Here is a 19,991-nt window from a genome sequence, read left to right as displayed (position 1 = left end):
AGCCAAGTGATGAAAGAAAAACTTTTAAATTATACAATTATGATAATGGGATTTACCGCATTGTTCCAATTGGCTATTTCTCAAGTCCATATAAAAACCATTACTAAAATTTTTAGTCCTGAAATTGGATTTTATCTATTTTTATTTATGATATTTGGCCTCGTTACATTATTCAATTTAACATCCATTAAGAAAAGCCGTAATGATATTTTATTTGCATTTATTTCAGTGCTACTCGTTTTTGTTGGTGTCGTATATTCACGGATACTACTGAATAACTATCACATTCATGAGTCCATCACGTATAACGATATTTATTTTTCTTTATATATGATTATCATCAGTATGGTGATCTATGGCGTTGGAACCATCACAATCTTAGTGATTAAGAACAGACTAAAAAAAACATAAATGGGGGCCATCATGAAAAGAAAAAAATTTTTAACAGAGAATAGACTCGCCCTGTTAATCAGATGGTGGGTTGCAGGGGCTATGTACTTTTTTGTAGGTTGGGGCACCGGTTTAGGTAATCAGAGTAGTGTTATAGATTTCATTTTTTTCCTAGGTTTGAGTCTAGGTGTCATGAATATGTTAATTGTTAATCCCATATTAAGAAGAACGTTTAACTTGGATTCAAATCGCTACTATTTGGATAGTACAGTAGGACAAAAAGTTAGAATGCGTCTAAGTGAGATTTTCAAGTCTATGCTCATCGTGTTTATTATGGTATATATTTATGCAATGATAAATTCGTTACTCATTCAGTTATTATCATTGTCGGAGCAAAGTATACCCTTACCTGGCGAACCCATTACTTTTGGTATTATGTATACGGTGTTGTACTGGTTAATTGAACAAGTCATCAAACGACTAAAAGATAAAACCATAAAAGAACAATAATATAGGAGTTGTGCTATGGAATATTTTGAATTGAATAAGCTACAAAGTGTTCTGACACATCATGAAGACTATCAGCGAATGATAGAGACAATGGAAAAAGAAGTGCATGCATTTGGTACAAATTTTCATGACGACCCTTCAATCATATCCCGATGGGGACATCACTATTTTTGTAGTAAAGATGGAGGGTTGCTGATATATAATAGGGAAACACCCACTTCTCATCAATGTGAAATATGTGGGCATGTGTACGATAATAGTCCATTGCTAAATGGTGTATGGGTATACATGTATCGTAATGAGGCCATATTAAATGCCTGGAAAGCAGCTTTTTTATACAGATTAATGAACAAAGATATATATTTGGATTATGTTAAAAACATAATTGGCTTTTATGTCAAACATTATCAAGCGTTCAAATTACATAACAAAGAAGGAGCCGAATATGATCATATAGAGGAAATGAGCTGGGGTTGTGGAAGAATTATGCCTCAGGGATTGAACGAGTCCATTTTCATCATTCGCATGATTAATGCACTGGAATTAGTGAAAGATGACATTGGCGATGGATTTTTAGAAAATGTGTATTATGACTTATTTCAACCATGTTTCAAACTGCTACAACCTCAAGTGGATAAAATACATAACATATCATGCTGGTTAAACAGTGCCATTGGTATGATGGGATTATTTTCTCAAGATGATGACATGATTGACTTTGCTTTTTGCGGTACATTCAATATTAGAAGGCAGATACGAGAAGGTGTTACTGCTGATGGATTTTGGTATGAAGGGTCCATTCATTATAATTTTTTTACCTTAGAAGGCATAACGAATCTGCTGTTATTCAGTAGCGTATATGATTTTGATTTTGGACACGAGAAACATATCATTAAACGGATGTTTTTGTCTGCTTATATGTATAGTTTTGATAATCATCAGCTACCCAACCCCAATGATGGATGGCCTAATATCAATTTAAAATCCTATTCGTACATTTATTGTATGGCAGTCAAAGTCTTTGGTGAACAGAGTAAGGTGGGTAACTTACTTAAAAATGTATTACATGCTAATCATAAGCGAGGTACATTTCCATTATCGAAACCTTACTATTATCACAATGCTATATCACTAGAAAGGCTGCTGCATGTACCTGGGTTAGTGCCAAGTGGAGCCATGCCTATTCATCATGAAGCCACGAATTTTATAACGTCTCACTGCGCTATTTTAAAACATAAAACCATCAACATATTTTGTAAATATGGTCATAACGGTCCTTCTCATGCCCATCCTGATAAGATGAACATTGAAGTGGTCATTGGTGAGGACTGTCTTAGCCGTGATTTATCCAACTCTGGCTATGGTAATGCTTTGTGTAACGAGTGGCATCGTATGAGTGTGTCACATAATACGGTGGTTGTAGATGGAAAGAACCATGTGTCAATGGAAGCAGGGGAATGCTTGGCATTTCAATCAAATAGCATAGATACAAGGGTGAGAGATGTTTATCCTGGCGTGGATTATAGGAGAAAGCTTGAGCTCTTTGACAATGGGTACACAGATGAATTCCAAGTGGATTCAGAAAAAGAACATACCTATGACTTTTTTTTCCACGTAGAAGGGGAATTGATGTCAAAGCATACAACAGAACCAGCCTCCCTAGGCTATAAGGACAACGGTTATCAGCATATTAGAGATGTTCAAAGGGTGATAGCCGATGAATCCATGATACATTTGGATTGGAAAATAGGCAGCCAAATCCTAACAAGCAGCATCCAATTAAATCAACAAGCATTGTTTGTTGGTCGATCTCCCGATAACCCGGTTACATCATCAAGAACAACAATCATCATTCGTGCGAAGGCAAAACAAGCAAGGTATCAATTAAAATGGACCTTAAAGAAGGAGGTATAGATGGTGGATATAAAAAATTATTTTCTTCACGAAGAAGCTGAATTAGAGGATCTGGGCCATGGCATCAAAAGAAAAATTCTAGCTTACCATGACAATCTTATGGTAGTTGAAGTACATTTTGAAAAAGATGCTGTTGGCACATTGCATACACACCCCCATGAGCAAATCACTTATATTTTAGAAGGTGAATTTGAGTTCAATATTAATGGTCACAAAAAAATACTTAGAAAAGGAGACAGTACATTCAAAGAGCCAGATATTATGCATGGTGCTGTATGTCTAAAAAAGGGGAAACTATTAGATATTTTTACCCCTTGTCGTCAAGATTTTATTAATAAAAAGGAGGAACAGGAATAATGAATAGATATGCTTTAATAACAGGAGGAACAGGTGGAATTGGCTTAGAAACAGCCAAAAATCTAGGGCAAAATGGTTATAAAATTATTTTAAATGGTATTGATGAAGCACAGGCTGAAACAGCTTTAAAAACATTAAAAGATTGTAACATTGATGTGGATTTTTACTTATTTGATGTGACCAATGAGCAACAGGTGATTGACAGCTTTAAGAAAATCAGTGATACCTACGATAAAATTGATGTACTGGTTAATAATGCTGGTGGTCTTGGTGGCAGAAGTCGCTTCGAAGACATGGAAACAAGTTTTTATCGAAAAGTCATGGCTCTTAATCTTGATAGTGTGTTCTATGTAACAAGAGCTGCCATTCCATTACTTAAAAAAAGTGATGCACCTTCCATCGTGAACTTTACATCCATTGCAGGATGGAATTCAGGCGGACCTGGAGCTGGTATCTACGGTGCTTCAAAAGCGGCTGTAACAACACTTACAAGAGCTTTGGCTAAGGATTTAGCCGAGTATGGTATAAGGGTGAATGCGGTTTCACCAGGAACCATTGACACACCATTCCACCAAGCCACAAAAGAAAAAGATATCAACCTTTTCAATTCTTGGAAAAAGAACATCTTATTACAACGATTTGGTCAACCAAGTGAGGTTGCATCGGTTATTGAATTCTTAGTCAGTGAAAAGGCATCCTTTTTAACAGGTGAAATTATTCAAATTAACGGTGGGCAAGCATTTATATAAAAAATTGATGATGAATAAAAGGGGCTGGTTGCATCAAACGTATCAGCCCCTTTTTTTGAGTTGAGGTGGCACAATTGAGAAAAGGACATATACAAGAACGCAGGCATGTTATTATCAGTGGCTCCATGTGGCACGCTATATACCTTTTAGCCTTACCTGTAGCTATCAATAATTTTATCCATTCGGCTTACAACTTGGCAGATACCTTGTATGTGGCGCAAATAGGAGGGTTGGAGTTATCAGCCATCGCTTTTGTTGGTCCCATTAATAACTTGATTCGAGCCATAAGTGATGGTTTAGCAGTAGGGGGTACCAACCTTATTGCAAGAGAAATAGGTAGAGAAGACTATGAGAAATCAAAGTCCATAGCTGTTCAACTTATAGCTATTGCCTGCCTATTAGGTTGCCTCATTACAGTTATATGCTTTATGGGTTCTAGGCAGATATTAATAGCCGCCTCTATTACAGATAGCATGATGGGTGTAGCTAATATTTATTTCAAAATAACCCTCTTAAGTACCCCTTTGATGTTTATTAATTCGGCGTATCTGGCCACAAAGAGAGCAAATGGGGAAACATTAAGAGCAATGATAATCAATGGGATTGCCATCATCATTAAAGTTATACTGACGTATTTTCTGATTTTTAGATGGGGTATGGGTATTAGCAGTTTAGCCATATCCACTCTTGTAGGCAATGGTATTGTAAGCTTATATGCCTTTTATGATTTGTTTCTTAAGAAACACATGATGAGGTTATCCTTTAAGCATTTTGCTTTTAAAAGCCATGTTGTGAAATTACTGATGATCATAGGACTGCCCATTATATTAGAAAAATCATCCGTTGCTTATGGTTTTATCATGATGAATAAATATGTATTGGCTTTTGGGGAAAAGGTATTGGCTGGATATGGTATTACTAATCGAATCAACTCACTCATTTTTTCTTGTGTTGCTGGATTTGGAACAGGGCTTGCAGCCATTATTAGCCAGAATCTTGGTGCTAATCAACCTGACCGGGCTAGAGATGGTGTTAAAAAAACATTTATCGTGAGTGTGGTGTCGGCAACGGTGATTATTATTGTTATTTTATTGATGCGTTATAAAATAGCAGGACTGTTTGCGAAACAAGATGCAGACATCTTATACCATACCGTCAATGCAATGGGTGTATACTCCATTTCCGTCATTCCTTGGGCAGTTTTTCAAGTTGTCATAGGGGTTTTTCAAGGTACAGGGCATACAAAAATAAATTTAGGCATGTCCATCGTAAGGATATACGCTTTTCGATTACCCTTAATCATCCTACTCATGGAATTTTCAACCCTAGAAGAATACAGTATTTGGTACGCCATGTTATTCAGTAATATACTCACTGGCATTGTTGCACTGATCTTATATGCCCGACAGTATAAAGAATTAAAATTGGTTGGGGAATAATTTTGAAGAAGTAATTTAGGTTGTTTTAAGCAAGAAATCACTTTTGCTCAAACAGCCTATTTTTGGCGCAAAAAATGCTATATAAAAAGTAGCATCCTACCCTTAATATAGCTTGTACCAGTGAGTCACCCGGGACTCGAACCCGGGACACCTGGATTAAAAGTCCAGTGCTCTAGCCGACTGAGCTAGTGACCCATGAAATATAGTGTTTGTAATGGCGTGCCTGCAGGGACTCGAACCCCGGACACGTGGCTTAGAAGGCCACTGCTCTATCCTGCTGAGCTACAGGCACACACGAATCGGGGTGACAGGATTTGAACCTGCGACCTCTTGAACCCAAATCAAGCGCTCTAGCCAAGCTGAGCCACACCCCGATGTGCATCATCCCTTAATTTCTTAAGGTCTTCACAACTCCCCGAGTAGGACTCGAACCTACAACCCTTCGGTTAACAGCCGAATGCTCTACCATTGAGCTATCGAGGAACAGCAAGAAAAATTATACTGTAATATGCCATAAATGTCAATAGTTTTATCCAAAAAAAGATGTATCGTATCCTGTCTAAGCCTTTCTATGATTATCTATCCTTAGGCGGATTTGGTGGAGCAAGCGTGTCATACTAATTTAACCATATCAAGATGGATAATTCTTGAATTAAAGACCAAATGGTGATAGAATAGACATAGAGACATATGGACGACCGAATGACATGTGACTTCATCTCGGAAAGGAGGCTATTTTTTAGAACGGCATCATGACCATGTAGGAGTAGTTTTAATGTTTAACCTGTGTTAAAATATGAATAATAAAGATTGATACAGGAGGAGAATGGCATGGGGAAATATGTATTATCCATTGATTGTGGCACACAGAGCCTACGAGGAATAATCTTTGATAAACATGGTAATCTATTGGTGAAAGTAAAGAAAGAATTTACCCCCTATTATTCTGTTGAGCCTGGATGGGCCGAACAAGATCCAGATATATACTGGCAGCGTCTATGTGAGACCACCCAGGCCATAAAAGAACAAGAGCCAGATATATTTGGTGCTATTGACAGCATTGTCGTAACGACACAACGTGATTCTTGTGTGTTACTTGATAAACAAGGTCAGGTGGTAAGGCCAGCTATTTTATGGATGGATCAAAGAAAAATAAAAAAACCAAGAGAGATGAATTTGTATCATAAGCTGACCATTGCTGCTGTTGGTATGCTGCCCACAGCAAATAAGTTTAGCATGAATTGTAATGCCCATTGGATACAAGAATATGAACCTGAAAATTGGAAGAAAACTTACAAGTACCTACAGATATCAGGTTATTTAAACTACAAATTAACAGGTGAATTTAAAGACAGTATTGCGTCACAGATTGGTCATATTCCCTTTAATTATAAGAAGTTTAGATGGGACCATAAAAACGGGCAAAAGAGTCAGCTCTTCCATATTGAGAAGGAAAAATTATGTGATTTGGTAGCGCCAGGAAAATTAATTGGAACTATCACAGAAGGTACAGCAAAAGAGACAGGTCTTAGAGCAGGGATAAAGGTTATAGCAGGTGGTTCCGATAAAGGTTGTGAAACATTGGGGGTAGGGTGTTTTAATAATCATACGGCGAGTATCTCTCTTGGGTCCAATGCATCCATTCAGACCACTACTAAAAAATATTATGAAGCTTTACGGTTTATATGCCCATTTCCAGCAGTTATTATGGGAGCATACAATCCAGAAATCCAAATTTATCGAGGTTATTGGATGATTTCTTGGTTCAAAAAGGAATTTGCTCAGAAAGAAGTTCGTCAAGCAAAAGAACTCAATATTTCACCAGAAGAACTCTTGAATAAACGCCTGAATGATGTGTCACCTGGTTGTGATGGATTGGTATTTCAACCTTTCTGGGGACCTGGAGCAAAACGGCCAGAAGGTAAAGGTGCTATTATTGGGTTTGATGATTATCATACAAGGATACATATATACCGTGCAATCATTGAAGGAATAGGTTTTGGTTTATTTGAAGGGTTAGGGTACATAGAAAAGAAATCTGGTAAAACCATTGACCGCATTATGATATCGGGTGGCGGCTCTCAGAGTGATGCCATATGTCAGATTACAGCTGATTTATTTAATCGACCTGTATACCGTGTTCAGACCTATGAAACATCGGGTTTAGGTGCCGCTATTATAGGTTATGTAGCCCAGGGAGAATACAAGAGTTACAAAGATGCTGTTAAAAACATGGTGCGTATAAAGGACGCATTCCAGCCCGATGAAAAGAATGTGGCGATCTATAAAAACATCTACGAAGATATCTACCGTAAGATTTATAAAAAGTTAAAGCCTCTCTATAAAGCCATGCATGGATAGGTCTCTTGTTTTAAAAAGACAGCTAAGGAGAAGACAGAATTCATAGTAGAGGAGGGTTTGTATGACGAAAAAATATGACGGATTTATGCCTGAATGGGAACATACGGCACCACCTGAAAAAAGTTTTCGATCCATCTTTAAATGGGGAAGCCCAACAGAATATAAAAGTCCCAACGAACGCTTATATAAAGTGATGAAAGACACCTTTGGTCTCACAGATGACTATTTTAAGAAAAAGCAAGAAGAAGGACTTAAAACAGTTGATGTGGAAGTACCCATTCAACTATCCCAGGAGCAGATCGAGACATTTAGCAGCATTGTTGGTCAGGAACATATAAAAAAGGATACCTATACAAGACTAAAGGTATCTTATGGCAATACCATGATTGATCTTATGCGACTTCGAAAAGGCATCATTGAGCATCTGCCCGATGTGGTTCTCTACCCAAGCAATAAGACTCAAATTGAAGCCATTGTGCGTTATTGCAGTCAAGAAAAAATACCCATCTATTGTAAGTCAGGGGGCTCAACAGTAACAAGAGGTATGGAAGCCGTAAAAGGCGGCGTAAGCCTAGACCTTGCCGTTAACTTCAACAAAGTCATAGCATTTAATGAAAAGAATCAGACCATTACCGTGGAATCGGGAATGCAAGGTCCTGAACTTGAGCGGGTACTTAATGGTGCACCCGAGTTATTGGGGGCCTCCAAACCATATACCTGTGGTCACTTTCCACAGTCCTTTGAGTATTCCGGTGTTGGGGGATGGGTTGTTACCCGTGGAGCAGGGCAGAACTCCAGTTATTATGGTAAGATCGAAGATATTGTGATTTGTCAAGAATACGCCACACCAGTAGGTGTGATTAAGACCGAGGAATACCCAGCCATGGCAACAGGACCATCCATTGACCAGATCATGATGGGGAGTGAAGGAGCTTTTGGTGTACTTACCCATGTCACGTTAAAAGTTTTTCGTTATATGCCTGAGAATCGTATACGCTTTAGTTACATTTTCCCAAGTTGGGAAAATGCCCAAGCAGCCGCAAAAGAAATCACCCAAGGAGAGTTTGGCATGCCTTCCGTATTTCGTCTATCGGACCCAGAAGAAACCAGTCTAATGCTAAAACTTTATAACGTTGAGGGAACAAAATTAGGCTCTATTATATCCAAAAGAGGTTATAAACCCATGGAGCGTTGTCTATTCTTAGGTTTTACAGATGGTGAAAAAGGATTCTGTAAGAACATGAAAAAGAAGCTTCATAGAATATGTAAAAAATATGGTGCCATGTATCTGACAGGTTATCCAACAAAGGAATGGGAAAAAGGGCGGTTCAAGGACCCTTATATGCGTGATGCCCTTGGTGATTTTGGTGTCATTATTGATACCATGGAATGTTCCGTCACTTGGGACACCATGCCAGAAGTCCATCAAGGACTAAGGGAATATTGTAAAGCTCGCCCAGAAACCATATGCTTAACCCATATGTCTCATGTGTACCCACAAGGTGCGAACCTTTACTTCATCATTATCGCACGGATGGAAATGGAGGAATATCTGGATTATCAAGCGGGTATCTTGGATAACTACATTAAGTATGGAGCCGCTATTAGCCATCATCATGGTGTAGGTAAATCCTTTGGTCCCTGGTTAGAACATGATCTTGGTGCCAATGGTTATTCCATTATTAAGACACTGAAAGAACATTTTGATCCAGATAATATTATGAATCCAGGTGGAACTTTAGGTCTAGACGTAGAAAAACGAGAATTAAAATTTAAATAATATATAAACGATATAATATGAAATGAAAAATAGAAAATAGGTAGAATATATGATAAACTTAGAGTAAAGAAGTGTAAAACCATATAAATAAAGATATTCATATGGATATCACTAGGTAATTTGATGATAACTAAAAATTAATACAGGGGAGTGTTCAGTATGAGTCAAATTGATCCAAAGCGATTCTTGGAAAGTGAAAAAAAACACATTATGTTGAAAGAAGACTATAAAGATATGTTGATTTTAGACATTGGTGGTGGTGGAGAAGGTGTTATCGGAAGTCTTTATGGAAGAAATGTTATTGCTATTGATAGAAGGTTAGAAGAACTAAATGAGACCAATAATGATTCAATTAAAGTTATCATGGATGCATGTGATTTAAAATTTACTAATAATCAGTTTGACGTAGCCACCTTATTTTATACATTGATGTACATGAAAGAAGAAGAAAAAATAGAATGTATATCAGAAGTTAAAAGAGTATTAAAGCCAGGAGGTATATTTGAGATTTGGGATACGTACATACCTAGTTATGACGGAGGAGAGAAGGATATATTTGTCTTACGATTGGAAATTGATTTACCTCAAAAGGCCATTGATACTGGATATGCTGTAATGATGAAAGAAAAAGAACAGAAAATGTCCTGTATTAAGGATATCCTTATTGAAAATGGGTTTAAGATTAAAGAGTGTAATCAGTATGATAATGGATTATTTAACATCAAATGTGAAATGTAATCTCAATGTAAGATCAATTAAGCTTATTGTATGATTAAGACGCTAAATAACCATTTAATCATAATACTATAATGATTCTGGTAAGATCTTAGACCAGACGAAAAAAACATGAATTAGAATTAAATATAGTTTTAAAAACCTCAGTATGTCATGTGAAATGATTCTGAGGTTTTTAGTATATCATATTATATACCTTGAAGAAGATGGGCTATCAAAATTTTACATCCAATAAGAATAAGTATGATGCCACCTAGAATATTCATATGGGATTGAAGCTTTGTCTGGTGGCTAAGACCATGACCAATTGTAACGCCTAATACCGATGAAAAGTAAGTAATCTGACCAATAAGGGCAGCTGCTAAAGCTATATCCACATCCAGCAAGGAAAACGTAACACCAGTTGCTAAAGCATCAATGCTGGTTGCAATTGATAAAGTCAGTAATAATTTAATACGATCAATGGATAATCTTTTTAAACATGGTTCTTTTGACTCTTTTATAAAACTACAACCAATAGCACCAAGCAATAGAAAGGCTATCCAGTGGTCGATAGGGTCAATAATCTCTTTTAAGGAACAGCCCAAAAACCAACCCACTATGGCCATAACAGCTTGGAAAAAACCAAAAGATAAACCAGCCTTCAACGCGATTTGAGGAAAACGACGCTTACATGTTAAGCCTAAGGAAATTGATACAGCAAAAGCATCCATAGATAGGCTTAGTGCAATGAGGAGAATAGCATATAAACTCAAAATAATCGCCCTTTCTATCTAGAGTGGTATTCTTATGTAGGAGTTCAAAATAGAATAATAAGCATGTTTATAATCTACGACATAGTAAACGTATATGCGAGATATTCGTATATATGATAGAATTAAAGTAAGAAAAATTTATTTTAAAATAAATATTGTCATTTTAAGAAATAGTTGAACCCCTATTACAGATATGCTATAATAATTTGCTATACATATAATCATAAAGCAAATCGATGGACTTGCAATTAAGCGAGTTTTATTTAGGTTTGTGATGGGTAACTTGGGAATGAGAATTAAGGTGAAGAGGTGGTAATGTGAAAAAACAAGAGAGATTAAAGAAGTTTATCAGTTACTATAAACCCCACAAAGGATTATTTATACTGGATATGGTTTGTGCATTATTAATTGCAGTGATTGGATTAAGCATACCTATGGTATCTAAACATGCACTGGACTTAATTGCCGAAAAGGACTTCAATACATTCTTTTTAATCATTTTAGGTATTCTTGTTGCGCATATTATACGTGCAGCTCTACAATACATCGTGGACTACTGGGGTCATATATTAGGTGTGCGGATGGAATATGATATGCGTAAAGACTTGTTTAGACATTTACAATCCTTATCCTTTCGATATTATGACAAGACAAGGACAGGTCATATCATGTCAAGAATGGTGAATGACTTAAATGAAATGACAGAATTAGCCCATCATGGTCCAGAAGATTTATTTTTATCATTTATGATGTTAATTGGCGCCTTCTTTGCTATGGTATTTATGGAATGGCGATTGGCCTTAGCGGTCTACTTATTCATACCTTTTCTTATATGGTTTGCCGTTAAGCAACGGGTTAAGATGTCAGAAGGATTTCGTAATGTGAAGAAGAAGATAGCCAATGTGAATGCCCAGTTAGAAAGCAGTATATCTGGAATACGTGTGTCCAAGTCTTTTGCAAATGAAGAACATGAGATGGATAAGTTTACAGAAGGAAATAAAGCTTTTCGGGTATCGAAAAATACAGCCTTTAAAAACATGTCTATTTTTATGTTAGGTATGGGATTTACCACTAATATTTTGAATTTAGTGGTTATCGGTTTTGGAGGTTATCTGATTTACGGCGGCTATATGGATCTTAATACCTTATTAGCCTTTATTCTATACGTGAATGCATTTTCACAACCCATTAGAAAGCTTACGAACTTTGTTCAACAGTTTGAATCAGGTATGGCTGGATTTGATCGTTTCATGGAAATTATGGAAATTAAACCCCTCATTAATGATTTACCCCATGCGACACAACTAAAAGATGTAAAAGGACACATTCGGTTTAACAATGTTACATTCTCTTATAACGACCATGAGAAAGTATTGAATAATATAAAATTAGATATTGATGCAGGTAAAACGTTAGCCCTCGTAGGTCCATCAGGTGGTGGAAAGACAACATTATGTCATCTCATACCGCGTTTCTATGAAGTGGACGAAGGGGAGATTACCATTGATGACAAAGATATTAAGCATGTGAAAATAAAATCGTTACGAGAAAATATTGGACTGGTATCTCAAGATGTGTTCCTATTTGCTGGAACCATTAAAGATAACATCATGTATGGTAATGTGAATGCTAATGAAGAAGAACTCATACTAGCAGCTAAGAATGCAGAAATCCATGATTTCATAAAAGATTTACCCGATGGCTATGATACCAATGTGGGAGAAAGGGGCATACGTCTATCTGGTGGTCAAAAACAGCGTATTAGTATTGCCCGCGTATTTCTGAAGAACCCACCAATACTTATTTTAGATGAGGCAACTTCTGCTCTTGATAATGAAACAGAGATTAAGATTCAACGGGCTCTTGAAAAGCTATCCAAAGGTAGAACCACCCTTGTTATTGCCCATCGTTTATCTACCATTAAGAATGCAGATGAGATTGTGGTCATTACAGAAGACGGGATTAAAGAAAAAGGCAGTCACCATGATTTATTACAAATTGAAGGTACATATGCCAAGTTATATAAAGCTCAGTTCAAAGGATATATTCCAGATGAAATTGATTAAACATATACATGTCTCTATTTCTTTCTATTTGAAGGGGATAGAGACATTCTACAATTGATAGGATTAAACACGAACGGAAATTGTTATTGAAGATTCAATGCCATGCTTTCTTTTTTTATAAGCAGCTACAAGTTTATCATTTGTATATAGGTTATCAGGGCTTGTTACATGTATATGGTCCATATGAACGATCTTGAGGAGAGACCTGTTTAAAGATCGCATACTTTCCATGACCTCCTTAGGCGTAGGGGGTTTAAAATGTTTTTCTTTTAGGGATATATCGCATGTTGGCTTAATGAATTTTCTAATTTCATTCATTTGAATCCTTTTAAAATTATCGTTTGTATTTATCATAGATACCTGTCATTATTTATGTATTTTTTCAACAACACATTTCCTACTTGGATCATCTTTCATTTGTAGAACATCCCACTAAAAGTGTAGAGTGTATTTGTGAAGATTGTGTGAAGTAACAGCTTATTATGAAAAAAAATTATAGAAACACCTAGGAAGGAGTAAGGCAATGATCATAACCGTAACACTTAGTCCCACCATTGATAAAACAATCTTTGTAGATGGTTTAAAAATGGATGCTATAAATGACATGAAAGGTACCCGAGAAGATGCAGGAGGAAAAGGCATCAACGTATCAAAAATGGTCAAAAAGCTTCAAGGGGATACCTTAGCTATTGGATTGATTGGTGGAGAAGTGGGGCATATTATCAAGAAAAAATTAGACGATGACAATATTCCATGTGATTTTATACAAGTTGACCAGCCATCACGGTATAATATAAAAATTGTCGATAGACAAAGAAAAACATTTACCGATATTAACGAAGGCGGAGGGTACATATCGCCAGAAAAAATAGCTGAACTGGAAGCTAAGATTTTTCAACAAGCCTCAGAAGGCGATTTGCTCATCTTATCCGGCCGGGTACCAGATAATGTAGACAAAACCATTTATAGAAAATGGATTGATAAGGCTAATCGTAAAGGTATTAAGGTCATATTAGATGCTGACCACGAACCTTTAAAAGAAGCCGTACAAGCAGGTCCTTATATGATTAAGCCTAATATTCATGAATTAGAGCGGCTTCTCAATACAACATTTAAGTCCCTACAGGATATTACCAACCGCTTATCCGAATTATTCATATATGGTATCCAAGTCATTGTACTATCCTTAGGTAGTCAAGGAGCATACCTCTTCACAGCTCATGAAGCCTACTATACACCTGGTCTGTCCGTCCATGTAAAAAGTACCGTTGGCGCAGGCGATTCTATGGTTGGAGCTATGGCATTTTGCATAGCTAAAGGCATGCAATTAAAAGATGCATTTCATTATGCCGTTGCCACCAGCACGGCCACCGTTCAAAAAGAAGGAACCCTAATGGCTGATTTGGACACCATTGAATCCATAAAGGATAAGTTAGAAATCAAAAATATAAAGCTATAATCTAGAATGATATGACTAAGGCTGGGATTAATGCAAGTATTAATAATACATAAGATATGTATTGGTTAAGAATTTAATAATATCTTCCGTTAAATAGTGATTAAACGCTAAGATTAAATCAAGTCTTTCTAATTATTCTTCAAAAGCATTAACCCTTAATCACAGCCATATACAATTATAATAGCTAACTTATATACAAATTAACAATAGCCCAGTAGATGTATAGCTGGTGCTACAATACGTGATTTTTAAAGAATGAAATAGAAATACTTAATGAATGCTAAGGTAACTACCGTTAAGAAACTTAAGTGTCTGACCATAGGGAGTTCTTAAGTTTTAGGTCGTTACCTTAGCATGAATTTAGTATTTCCTTCATTCTTTAACAGGAACGTATTGTAGCACCAGCTATACATCTACGGAAAATCCACCCATACTTTAACCCACCCCCCCAATCTCTTCAACTTACCCCTATGGTAATATCATTGATAAAACAATTAAAATGGCGTAAGATATAAATACATAAGATACCTAATAATAAGTAATTAATAAAATCATATTATGACCATAACTGAAAACCATAGATAAGGGGTGTTAATACATGAAAAAACAAGTTCTTATACTAGGTGGAAGCGGATTAGTTGGCAGAGCCATTATGGGGCAACTTATGATGGATAAGCACGTCAAGATCTCTACTACCTATCATTCTTCAACACGATATACGATGGGTACAAGTTATCCGCTAGACGTAGACGATATAGAAAGTGTAAAGCAATTATTAAAAAAAGTCCAACCTACCCATGTCATATCCTGTCTCCGAGGCGATTTTAAACAACAGTTAGCCTGTCACAAGGAAGTAGCAGCCTATATAAAAAAACATAATGGATGGCTTTATTATTGTTCCACATTAAATGTCTTTGACCAAGACATCTCCCAAGGACATCATGAAGAAGATAAACCTCAAGCATCTTCAGAATACGGTCAATTCAAGATTGACTGCGAGAAGTTACTCTTGGATATCCTTGACCAACGAGCTGTTATACTTCGATTACCTCAAGTATGGGGGAAATCCTGTATACGATTGGATCAGTTAAGAGAAGCTAATAACCATGGTAAACGTATAACCCTATATCCAAAACTCCATTATAATGTAGCATCGGATCATATGATTGCTAAACAAGTAGCCCATATTATGGGTCATGAACTAACTGGAATCTTTCACTTAGCATCCATTGATACCATTTTATACAGTGAGTTTTACCGTAAACTTAGTGAAGCATTAGGCTTAAAAAAAATAATATGGGATGAGCAGGAAGATGAACAAGGACAATTTGTATTAATACCAAACCGTGTCAAACAATTTCCTAAGCATTTGCAAGAAACTTGTGATGATGTTATCTGTTATGTTGCAGGTGCAGACTTTGTATAACTGTATAATTGTTTAAATAGCTTTATCCGCAAACATGAAGCATTAAAAAAATTTCTTTAAAATTACAGGACACTTTTATAACTTCACCCGTTAAATAGATGTAAGGGCTAGCACTTATGATTCACCATAGAAGATAATACGGGAGCGAAAAAAGCATGATCTATCAAGTATATAACCGATATCATCATGATTTCATTCGATACGCTAAAAGTCTTGTTACACGAAAAGAAGACGCTTATGATTTGGTTCAAGAAACATATATCAAAGCCATTGAACGTGAAGAGATTTTTGAGCAGATGAATGAATACCAAATAAAAGGATGGTTTTTTCGGGTAATCAAAAATCAATTTATTGATCAAATAAGGAAAAATAAGCGAATTATCTTCTATGAAGAAGAACAGGTGTCAACACATGTGTTTATAGAAACCGATATTTTCTTCAAAGAGATGGTCGCCACTTTGCCAGATCACCTAAGGTTACCCATTATACTCAAATATCAAAAGGGTTTAAACAGTAAAGAGATAGGTAAGCTGCAAGGTATATCACCGTCAACCGTAAGGAATAGATTAAGTCTAGGCTTACAAAAATTAAAAATGGAGGCGTTATAAATGGGAATCATTAAGAATATTTCTTTTTTAGATGCTCGAAAAGCAACAGAAGAATCCCTGAAGCATATTACAAAAATAGAAAATGTTGCCTTACTTATTTGTACAGAAGAAACAGCCAAATTATTAGATCCTATTCATAAAAGCAATGTGGCAAGCTTTGTAAAAATTCCAAATGACTTGGAGCTTGAGTTTATTAATATTAATGGGAATGGTAAAATTGATGATACATTATTAGAGGGTATTCAAGAAAAAGCGTATGTTTTAATCAATGGTCAATGCTTAGTTAAGGAAATAAATCCTGAGCTATTTAAAGAAAAAATATATGCCTTAGATGTAAATGGGGAACTATATTGTCCACGCATATTAAAAGGATTAATTTTAGCAAAAGGTTCCATTAACGGTCCTATATTAGATTACAAAGAGGGTTTTAAACCCCTTAGCCATACATTGTATTTAACAGAGAACAATATATTACGATACAGTCATGAAAAATTATGTGTCAACAAATTAATCGCTATTGAACCTGTTGTAGAGGACTTTGAAGCATACATTAATAAGATTCAAATTCAAGAGCAAGCCTATATAACAAAATCAAATCTAAATCGTATGCGGCATATGCTGGATGAATTTGATGAAGTGGATGTATGTATTGTACCTGAACACAGTATCTATCATGAAGGGAAGGTTTGCCTAAACCCTGAAAACATAACAGATTATGATGATGCGACATTAGTGGTTGATGGTATGGTGCATATAGAGGACTTAACAGAAGATGCATTAAAAGAACATATCCAAGGTATCTATTCTCAAGGCATCTATTGTGATAAATCACTAATCAATGCGGCAAGAACATTATCCATGAATCAAGCAAGTGTAAAAGTAGAGTTGCCCAATATCATCCAGAACGTAGGGAAATTGGTCATTAATGAAGCCTATTTATTAGGGCTATCTGAAAAAAAACATATTGAAAATATGGGTAAATTAAAATTTGATGATTCTGTTAATCCAGAATTAGTCGTAGAAAAAATTAGCAGTATTGAAAACTTAGGAAAGCTTGTGGGCAACGCATCGGTGCTTAGTCAGATTGACATCAATAATTTAGGTGTCATGAAGATGTCAGAAGAAGATTACAAGGAAAAAGAACAAGAGAATGAGGTATACTATAAGAATTTAAGTAAGCTGGTTTTATAAGACACCAATCTGTGAAAAACATTATAGATGGGCTGTTGCATCAAGCACCAACACAACCATGTGGAGGTGCTTCTGATGAACAGCCCATTTTATCTATTCTTCAAAATTACGTATAAGATCTTCAAAGGTATCACGACGACGTATAAGTTTTGCTTCGCCGCTGGATGTAATCAATACTTCAGCAGGACGCAGGCGATTATTATAATTCGATGCCATACAATAGCCATAAGCACCAGCATCTAATACATTGATAATATCTCCTTCAAATATTTCGGGAAGTTCTCTTTCTTTAGCAATAATATCGCCACTTTCACAGATGTTACCAACAATATTAACCACTTCTGTATGGGTAGAAGGTCTGTTGGACTCACGATAGATTTCCACATCATGATGTGAATCATACAGGACAGGACGCTTAAGCACATTAAAACCAAGGTCAGTTCCCACATATTTCATACCGTAATTTTCTTTAATGGCATGAGCTGTACCCAGTAGAGAACCACTTTCGGCTACCACGTAACGGCCAGGCTCAATTTTAAACGTAATTTGTTTGCCGTATCGTTTTGTCCAGTCGAAAAGCACTTGATCCAGTTGTGTTGCTAACTCTTTTAGGTCCAAGCGTTTTTGACCAGCTTGTTTGTGGTATGGAATACCAAATCCTCCACCCATATCGACAAATTCAAGGTTTTCAAATTGCTCAGCCAGTCGAAGGACAGATTGAACACCTTCAACATAATGACCACCTTCCATGAAAAGTGACCCAATGTGTTGGTTGATACCAACTAATCGTAACTTATATTTCGCAAGAAGGGCTTTGACTTGTGGCACAAAATTGGGATCCACACCAAACTTTGTTTTTTTACCACCTGTCACTACTTTTTCATGATGACCAGCGCCAACACCTGGATTAAAACGCACGCAAACGCGACCACCTTCATTAATCTGACCAAACATCTCTAATTGAGACAGGGAATCCACACTTGTAAGAATACCATGATCAATTGCAAATTGCATTTCTTCTTTGGATACGTTATTGCTAATATATAAGATTTGCTCAGGTTTGAACCCAGCTTTTAATTCCACGTATATTTCACCTGGTGACATAGCATCCACACTGAGACCTTCATCACGTGCGATTTTTATTAATGATAGATTGCCATTGGCTTTAACAGAATAGTTAACGGAAAAATGAGGATAGGTTAATAAGTTTTTGAGTTCGCTGCATCGTTCTCTAAAAATATTTTCGTTGTACACATACAGTGGACTGCCAAATTCCTTGACTAAATCCACTGGATTAGTCTTTCCAAAAAAATTGGTAACTTCTGATACTTTATTATGTAATGATAGCATAATGTAAGCTCCCTTCTGTGGATGGATGGACCATGAGGTACATTTTTATTCTTTGTTGGTCCTTCTATTGATGAGTTCTATTTCGTTAATAATCGCTTCCCGTATGAGTCTTACCAATGTTTTATTACGGGAATAAAGTGCTTGGTTCAGCGTACCTGTAATGACTTCTTCCGTATCAACAATCAACTTTAATGATTCATGACTATACGTCGGATGATGTATATCATAATGACAATCAGGCTCTTCTGGTGACAAAATCACAATTTTAATCTGACGGTCAGCAGCATCCACCAGTTCATGATGAAACGTATGAATGATTTCGTTCGTTGCACTAAAATATAAGCGATGATTGGATGTCATAATCATATTTTTAATTTTATCGATAACATGGTTCGGATTGGTGATGGTTACATAGGGGTCATTGGTAATGGGGTTGTAATCTAAACTTTCTTTTATAATGCTAAGATTTTCATTAAAAGACCTTGTGGCATTGTTGATTAATTCATCTTTGGTAACCGCAATGTATTTAATAGAAGTTCCTTCTATAATATAAGCGCTTCCTTTATCAACAAGGCTAGATAAAGCAGCATAAGCATTGGAACGTGAAATACCGGATAACTTAGCAGCTTCATAACCGGTTAATTCACCGTGTTTACACAAGGTTATATAGATAATAGATTCTTGTTGGGTGAATCCAATATTTTTTAATGCTGTTATAAGTTCCATTTTATCACCTCGGATAGTGTTTCTATATAGAACTACTATAAAACAAGTTGATTATTTTGTCAAGTTAAAACATAGAAGGCATATTAATAGAACACCAACTTGTGGTATAATAAACCTATTATTGATAAGACTGTAAACATAAATATAGTAAAGGAAAGATAATATAAACTTTACC

General features: G+C 36.1%; 18 protein-coding genes and 4 tRNA genes. 14 read left to right on the top strand and 8 right to left on the bottom strand.

Translation table 11 applies throughout. The features are described 5' to 3' along the window. Positions 1 to 9: 9 nt before the first annotated feature. From HZI73_RS21255 to HZI73_RS21230, 6 genes are all read left to right on the top strand, one after another. A complete protein-coding gene (locus HZI73_RS21255; RefSeq protein ID WP_212695360.1) occupies positions 10 to 411 on the top strand; it encodes a hypothetical protein in 402 nt (133 codons plus the stop codon). 12 nt (positions 412 to 423) lie between these two features. Then, the gene (locus HZI73_RS21250; RefSeq protein ID WP_212695359.1) at positions 424 to 900 is read left to right on the top strand and encodes a hypothetical protein; all 477 of its coding nucleotides are present in this window, start codon (positions 424 to 426) and stop codon (positions 898 to 900) included. A gap of 15 nt (positions 901 to 915) precedes the next feature. After that, positions 916 to 2,814, top strand: coding sequence for a heparinase II/III domain-containing protein (locus tag HZI73_RS21245; RefSeq protein ID WP_212695358.1), 1,899 nt, complete (start codon positions 916 to 918; stop codon positions 2,812 to 2,814). Beyond that, complete coding sequence (locus tag HZI73_RS21240) at positions 2,815 to 3,171, top strand: cupin domain-containing protein (protein ID WP_212695357.1); 357 nt, start codon at positions 2,815 to 2,817, stop codon at positions 3,169 to 3,171. Continuing rightward, on the top strand, positions 3,171 to 3,920 hold the full coding sequence (locus tag HZI73_RS21235; RefSeq protein WP_212695356.1) for an SDR family NAD(P)-dependent oxidoreductase: 750 nt from the start codon (positions 3,171 to 3,173) through the stop codon (positions 3,918 to 3,920). The genes HZI73_RS21240 and HZI73_RS21235 overlap by 1 nt, the downstream gene beginning before the upstream one ends. Before the next feature lie 74 nt (positions 3,921 to 3,994). Then, complete coding sequence (locus HZI73_RS21230) at positions 3,995 to 5,359, top strand: MATE family efflux transporter (RefSeq protein ID WP_212695355.1); 1,365 nt, start codon at positions 3,995 to 3,997, stop codon at positions 5,357 to 5,359. Between the two features lie 121 nt (positions 5,360 to 5,480). On the opposite strand, the gene HZI73_RS21225 is transcribed toward HZI73_RS21230, so the two are convergent. The 4 genes from HZI73_RS21225 to HZI73_RS21210 form a co-directional block, all read right to left on the bottom strand. Next, positions 5,481 to 5,554: transfer RNA gene (locus HZI73_RS21225), tRNA-Lys, on the bottom strand. 20 nt (positions 5,555 to 5,574) lie between these two features. Further along, positions 5,575 to 5,651 (bottom strand) — tRNA-Arg (locus HZI73_RS21220). Between the two features lie 7 nt (positions 5,652 to 5,658). Beyond that, positions 5,659 to 5,733 (bottom strand) — tRNA-Pro (locus tag HZI73_RS21215). A 37-nt stretch (positions 5,734 to 5,770) separates the two neighbouring features. Beyond that, a tRNA-Asn gene (locus tag HZI73_RS21210) sits at positions 5,771 to 5,842 on the bottom strand. Positions 5,843 to 6,190: 348 nt separating this feature from the next. On the opposite strand from HZI73_RS21210, the gene HZI73_RS21205 reads away from it, so the two are divergent. The 3 genes from HZI73_RS21205 to HZI73_RS21195 all read left to right on the top strand — a co-directional run bounded on the left by HZI73_RS21205 (position 6,191) and on the right by HZI73_RS21195 (position 10,238). Then, positions 6,191 to 7,720, top strand: a complete 1,530-nt coding sequence (locus HZI73_RS21205) for an FGGY-family carbohydrate kinase (protein ID WP_212695354.1) — start codon at positions 6,191 to 6,193, stop codon at positions 7,718 to 7,720. Between the two features lie 61 nt (positions 7,721 to 7,781). Next, positions 7,782 to 9,500 (top strand): FAD-binding oxidoreductase, encoded by a 1,719-nt coding sequence (locus HZI73_RS21200; protein ID WP_212695353.1) that lies wholly within the window; start codon positions 7,782 to 7,784, stop codon positions 9,498 to 9,500. Between the two features lie 159 nt (positions 9,501 to 9,659). Continuing rightward, positions 9,660 to 10,238 carry a class I SAM-dependent methyltransferase gene (locus tag HZI73_RS21195; RefSeq protein ID WP_212695352.1) on the top strand — a complete coding sequence of 193 codons (579 nt, stop codon included), beginning with the start codon at positions 9,660 to 9,662 and terminating at the stop codon, positions 10,236 to 10,238. Positions 10,239 to 10,423: 185 nt separating this feature from the next. Here HZI73_RS21195 and HZI73_RS21190 read toward each other — a convergent pair whose 3' ends face one another. After that, positions 10,424 to 10,990, bottom strand: a complete 567-nt coding sequence (locus HZI73_RS21190; protein ID WP_330619614.1) for a manganese efflux pump MntP — start codon at positions 10,988 to 10,990, stop codon at positions 10,424 to 10,426. A gap of 317 nt (positions 10,991 to 11,307) precedes the next feature. Between HZI73_RS21190 and HZI73_RS21185 the strand changes: the two genes are divergently transcribed. Then, a complete protein-coding gene (locus HZI73_RS21185; RefSeq protein ID WP_330619613.1) occupies positions 11,308 to 13,056 on the top strand; it encodes an ABC transporter ATP-binding protein in 1,749 nt (582 codons plus the stop codon). A 63-nt stretch (positions 13,057 to 13,119) separates the two neighbouring features. On the opposite strand, the gene HZI73_RS21180 is transcribed toward HZI73_RS21185, so the two are convergent. Then, the gene (locus tag HZI73_RS21180) at positions 13,120 to 13,410 is read right to left on the bottom strand and encodes a hypothetical protein (RefSeq protein ID WP_212695351.1); all 291 of its coding nucleotides are present in this window, start codon (positions 13,408 to 13,410) and stop codon (positions 13,120 to 13,122) included. A 169-nt stretch (positions 13,411 to 13,579) separates the two neighbouring features. On the opposite strand from HZI73_RS21180, the gene pfkB reads away from it, so the two are divergent. The 4 genes from pfkB (at position 13,580) to HZI73_RS21160 (ending at position 17,740) form a co-directional block, all read left to right on the top strand. Then, positions 13,580 to 14,515: a 1-phosphofructokinase gene (pfkB, locus tag HZI73_RS21175; RefSeq protein ID WP_212695350.1), complete on the top strand. Its 936-nt coding sequence runs from the start codon at positions 13,580 to 13,582 to the stop codon at positions 14,513 to 14,515. 598 nt (positions 14,516 to 15,113) lie between these two features. Next, positions 15,114 to 15,941 carry a sugar nucleotide-binding protein gene (locus HZI73_RS21170; protein ID WP_212695349.1) on the top strand — a complete coding sequence of 276 codons (828 nt, stop codon included), beginning with the start codon at positions 15,114 to 15,116 and terminating at the stop codon, positions 15,939 to 15,941. 155 nt (positions 15,942 to 16,096) lie between these two features. After that, on the top strand, positions 16,097 to 16,549 hold the full coding sequence (locus HZI73_RS21165; protein WP_212695348.1) for an RNA polymerase sigma factor: 453 nt from the start codon (positions 16,097 to 16,099) through the stop codon (positions 16,547 to 16,549). After that, positions 16,550 to 17,740: a hypothetical protein gene (locus tag HZI73_RS21160; RefSeq protein ID WP_212695347.1), complete on the top strand. Its 1,191-nt coding sequence runs from the start codon at positions 16,550 to 16,552 to the stop codon at positions 17,738 to 17,740. It abuts the gene before it with no gap. 93 nt (positions 17,741 to 17,833) lie between these two features. Here the strand turns inward: HZI73_RS21160 and lysA are convergent, their stop codons facing one another. Together lysA and HZI73_RS21150 are read right to left on the bottom strand one after the other, a co-directional pair. Continuing rightward, positions 17,834 to 19,090: a diaminopimelate decarboxylase gene (gene lysA, locus HZI73_RS21155; RefSeq protein ID WP_212695346.1), complete on the bottom strand. Its 1,257-nt coding sequence runs from the start codon at positions 19,088 to 19,090 to the stop codon at positions 17,834 to 17,836. 45 nt (positions 19,091 to 19,135) lie between these two features. After that, a complete protein-coding gene (locus HZI73_RS21150) occupies positions 19,136 to 19,816 on the bottom strand; it encodes a TrmB family transcriptional regulator (RefSeq protein WP_212695345.1) in 681 nt (226 codons plus the stop codon). Positions 19,817 to 19,991 lie beyond the last annotated feature (175 nt).

Source organism: Vallitalea pronyensis, assembly GCF_018141445.1.
GTDB lineage: Bacteria > Bacillota > Clostridia > Lachnospirales > Vallitaleaceae > Vallitalea > Vallitalea pronyensis.
Note: the sequence above shows the minus strand (reverse complement) of the source record. Positions and strands in the feature narration are given on the sequence as shown.

Bases quoted from the DNA above. Each gene is read 5' to 3' on its own strand.
- HZI73_RS21255 (WP_212695360.1), top strand. From the start codon at position 10: ATGAAAGAAAAACTTTTAAATTATACAATTATGATAATGGGATTTACC.
- HZI73_RS21250 (WP_212695359.1), top strand. From the start codon at position 424: ATGAAAAGAAAAAAATTTTTAACAGAGAATAGACTCGCCCTGTTAATC.
- HZI73_RS21245 (WP_212695358.1), top strand. From the start codon at position 916: ATGGAATATTTTGAATTGAATAAGCTACAAAGTGTTCTGACACATCAT.
- HZI73_RS21240 (WP_212695357.1), top strand. From the start codon at position 2,815: ATGGTGGATATAAAAAATTATTTTCTTCACGAAGAAGCTGAATTAGAG.
- HZI73_RS21235 (WP_212695356.1), top strand. From the start codon at position 3,171: ATGAATAGATATGCTTTAATAACAGGAGGAACAGGTGGAATTGGCTTA.
- HZI73_RS21205 (WP_212695354.1), top strand. From the start codon at position 6,191: ATGGGGAAATATGTATTATCCATTGATTGTGGCACACAGAGCCTACGA.
- HZI73_RS21200 (WP_212695353.1), top strand. From the start codon at position 7,782: ATGACGAAAAAATATGACGGATTTATGCCTGAATGGGAACATACGGCA.
- HZI73_RS21195 (WP_212695352.1), top strand. From the start codon at position 9,660: ATGAGTCAAATTGATCCAAAGCGATTCTTGGAAAGTGAAAAAAAACAC.
- HZI73_RS21180 (WP_212695351.1), bottom strand. From the start codon at position 13,410: ATGATAAATACAAACGATAATTTTAAAAGGATTCAAATGAATGAAATT.
- pfkB (WP_212695350.1), top strand. From the start codon at position 13,580: ATGATCATAACCGTAACACTTAGTCCCACCATTGATAAAACAATCTTT.
- HZI73_RS21170 (WP_212695349.1), top strand. From the start codon at position 15,114: ATGAAAAAACAAGTTCTTATACTAGGTGGAAGCGGATTAGTTGGCAGA.
- HZI73_RS21165 (WP_212695348.1), top strand. From the start codon at position 16,097: ATGATCTATCAAGTATATAACCGATATCATCATGATTTCATTCGATAC.
- HZI73_RS21160 (WP_212695347.1), top strand. From the start codon at position 16,550: ATGGGAATCATTAAGAATATTTCTTTTTTAGATGCTCGAAAAGCAACA.
- lysA (WP_212695346.1), bottom strand. From the start codon at position 19,090: ATGCTATCATTACATAATAAAGTATCAGAAGTTACCAATTTTTTTGGA.
- HZI73_RS21150 (WP_212695345.1), bottom strand. From the start codon at position 19,816: ATGGAACTTATAACAGCATTAAAAAATATTGGATTCACCCAACAAGAA.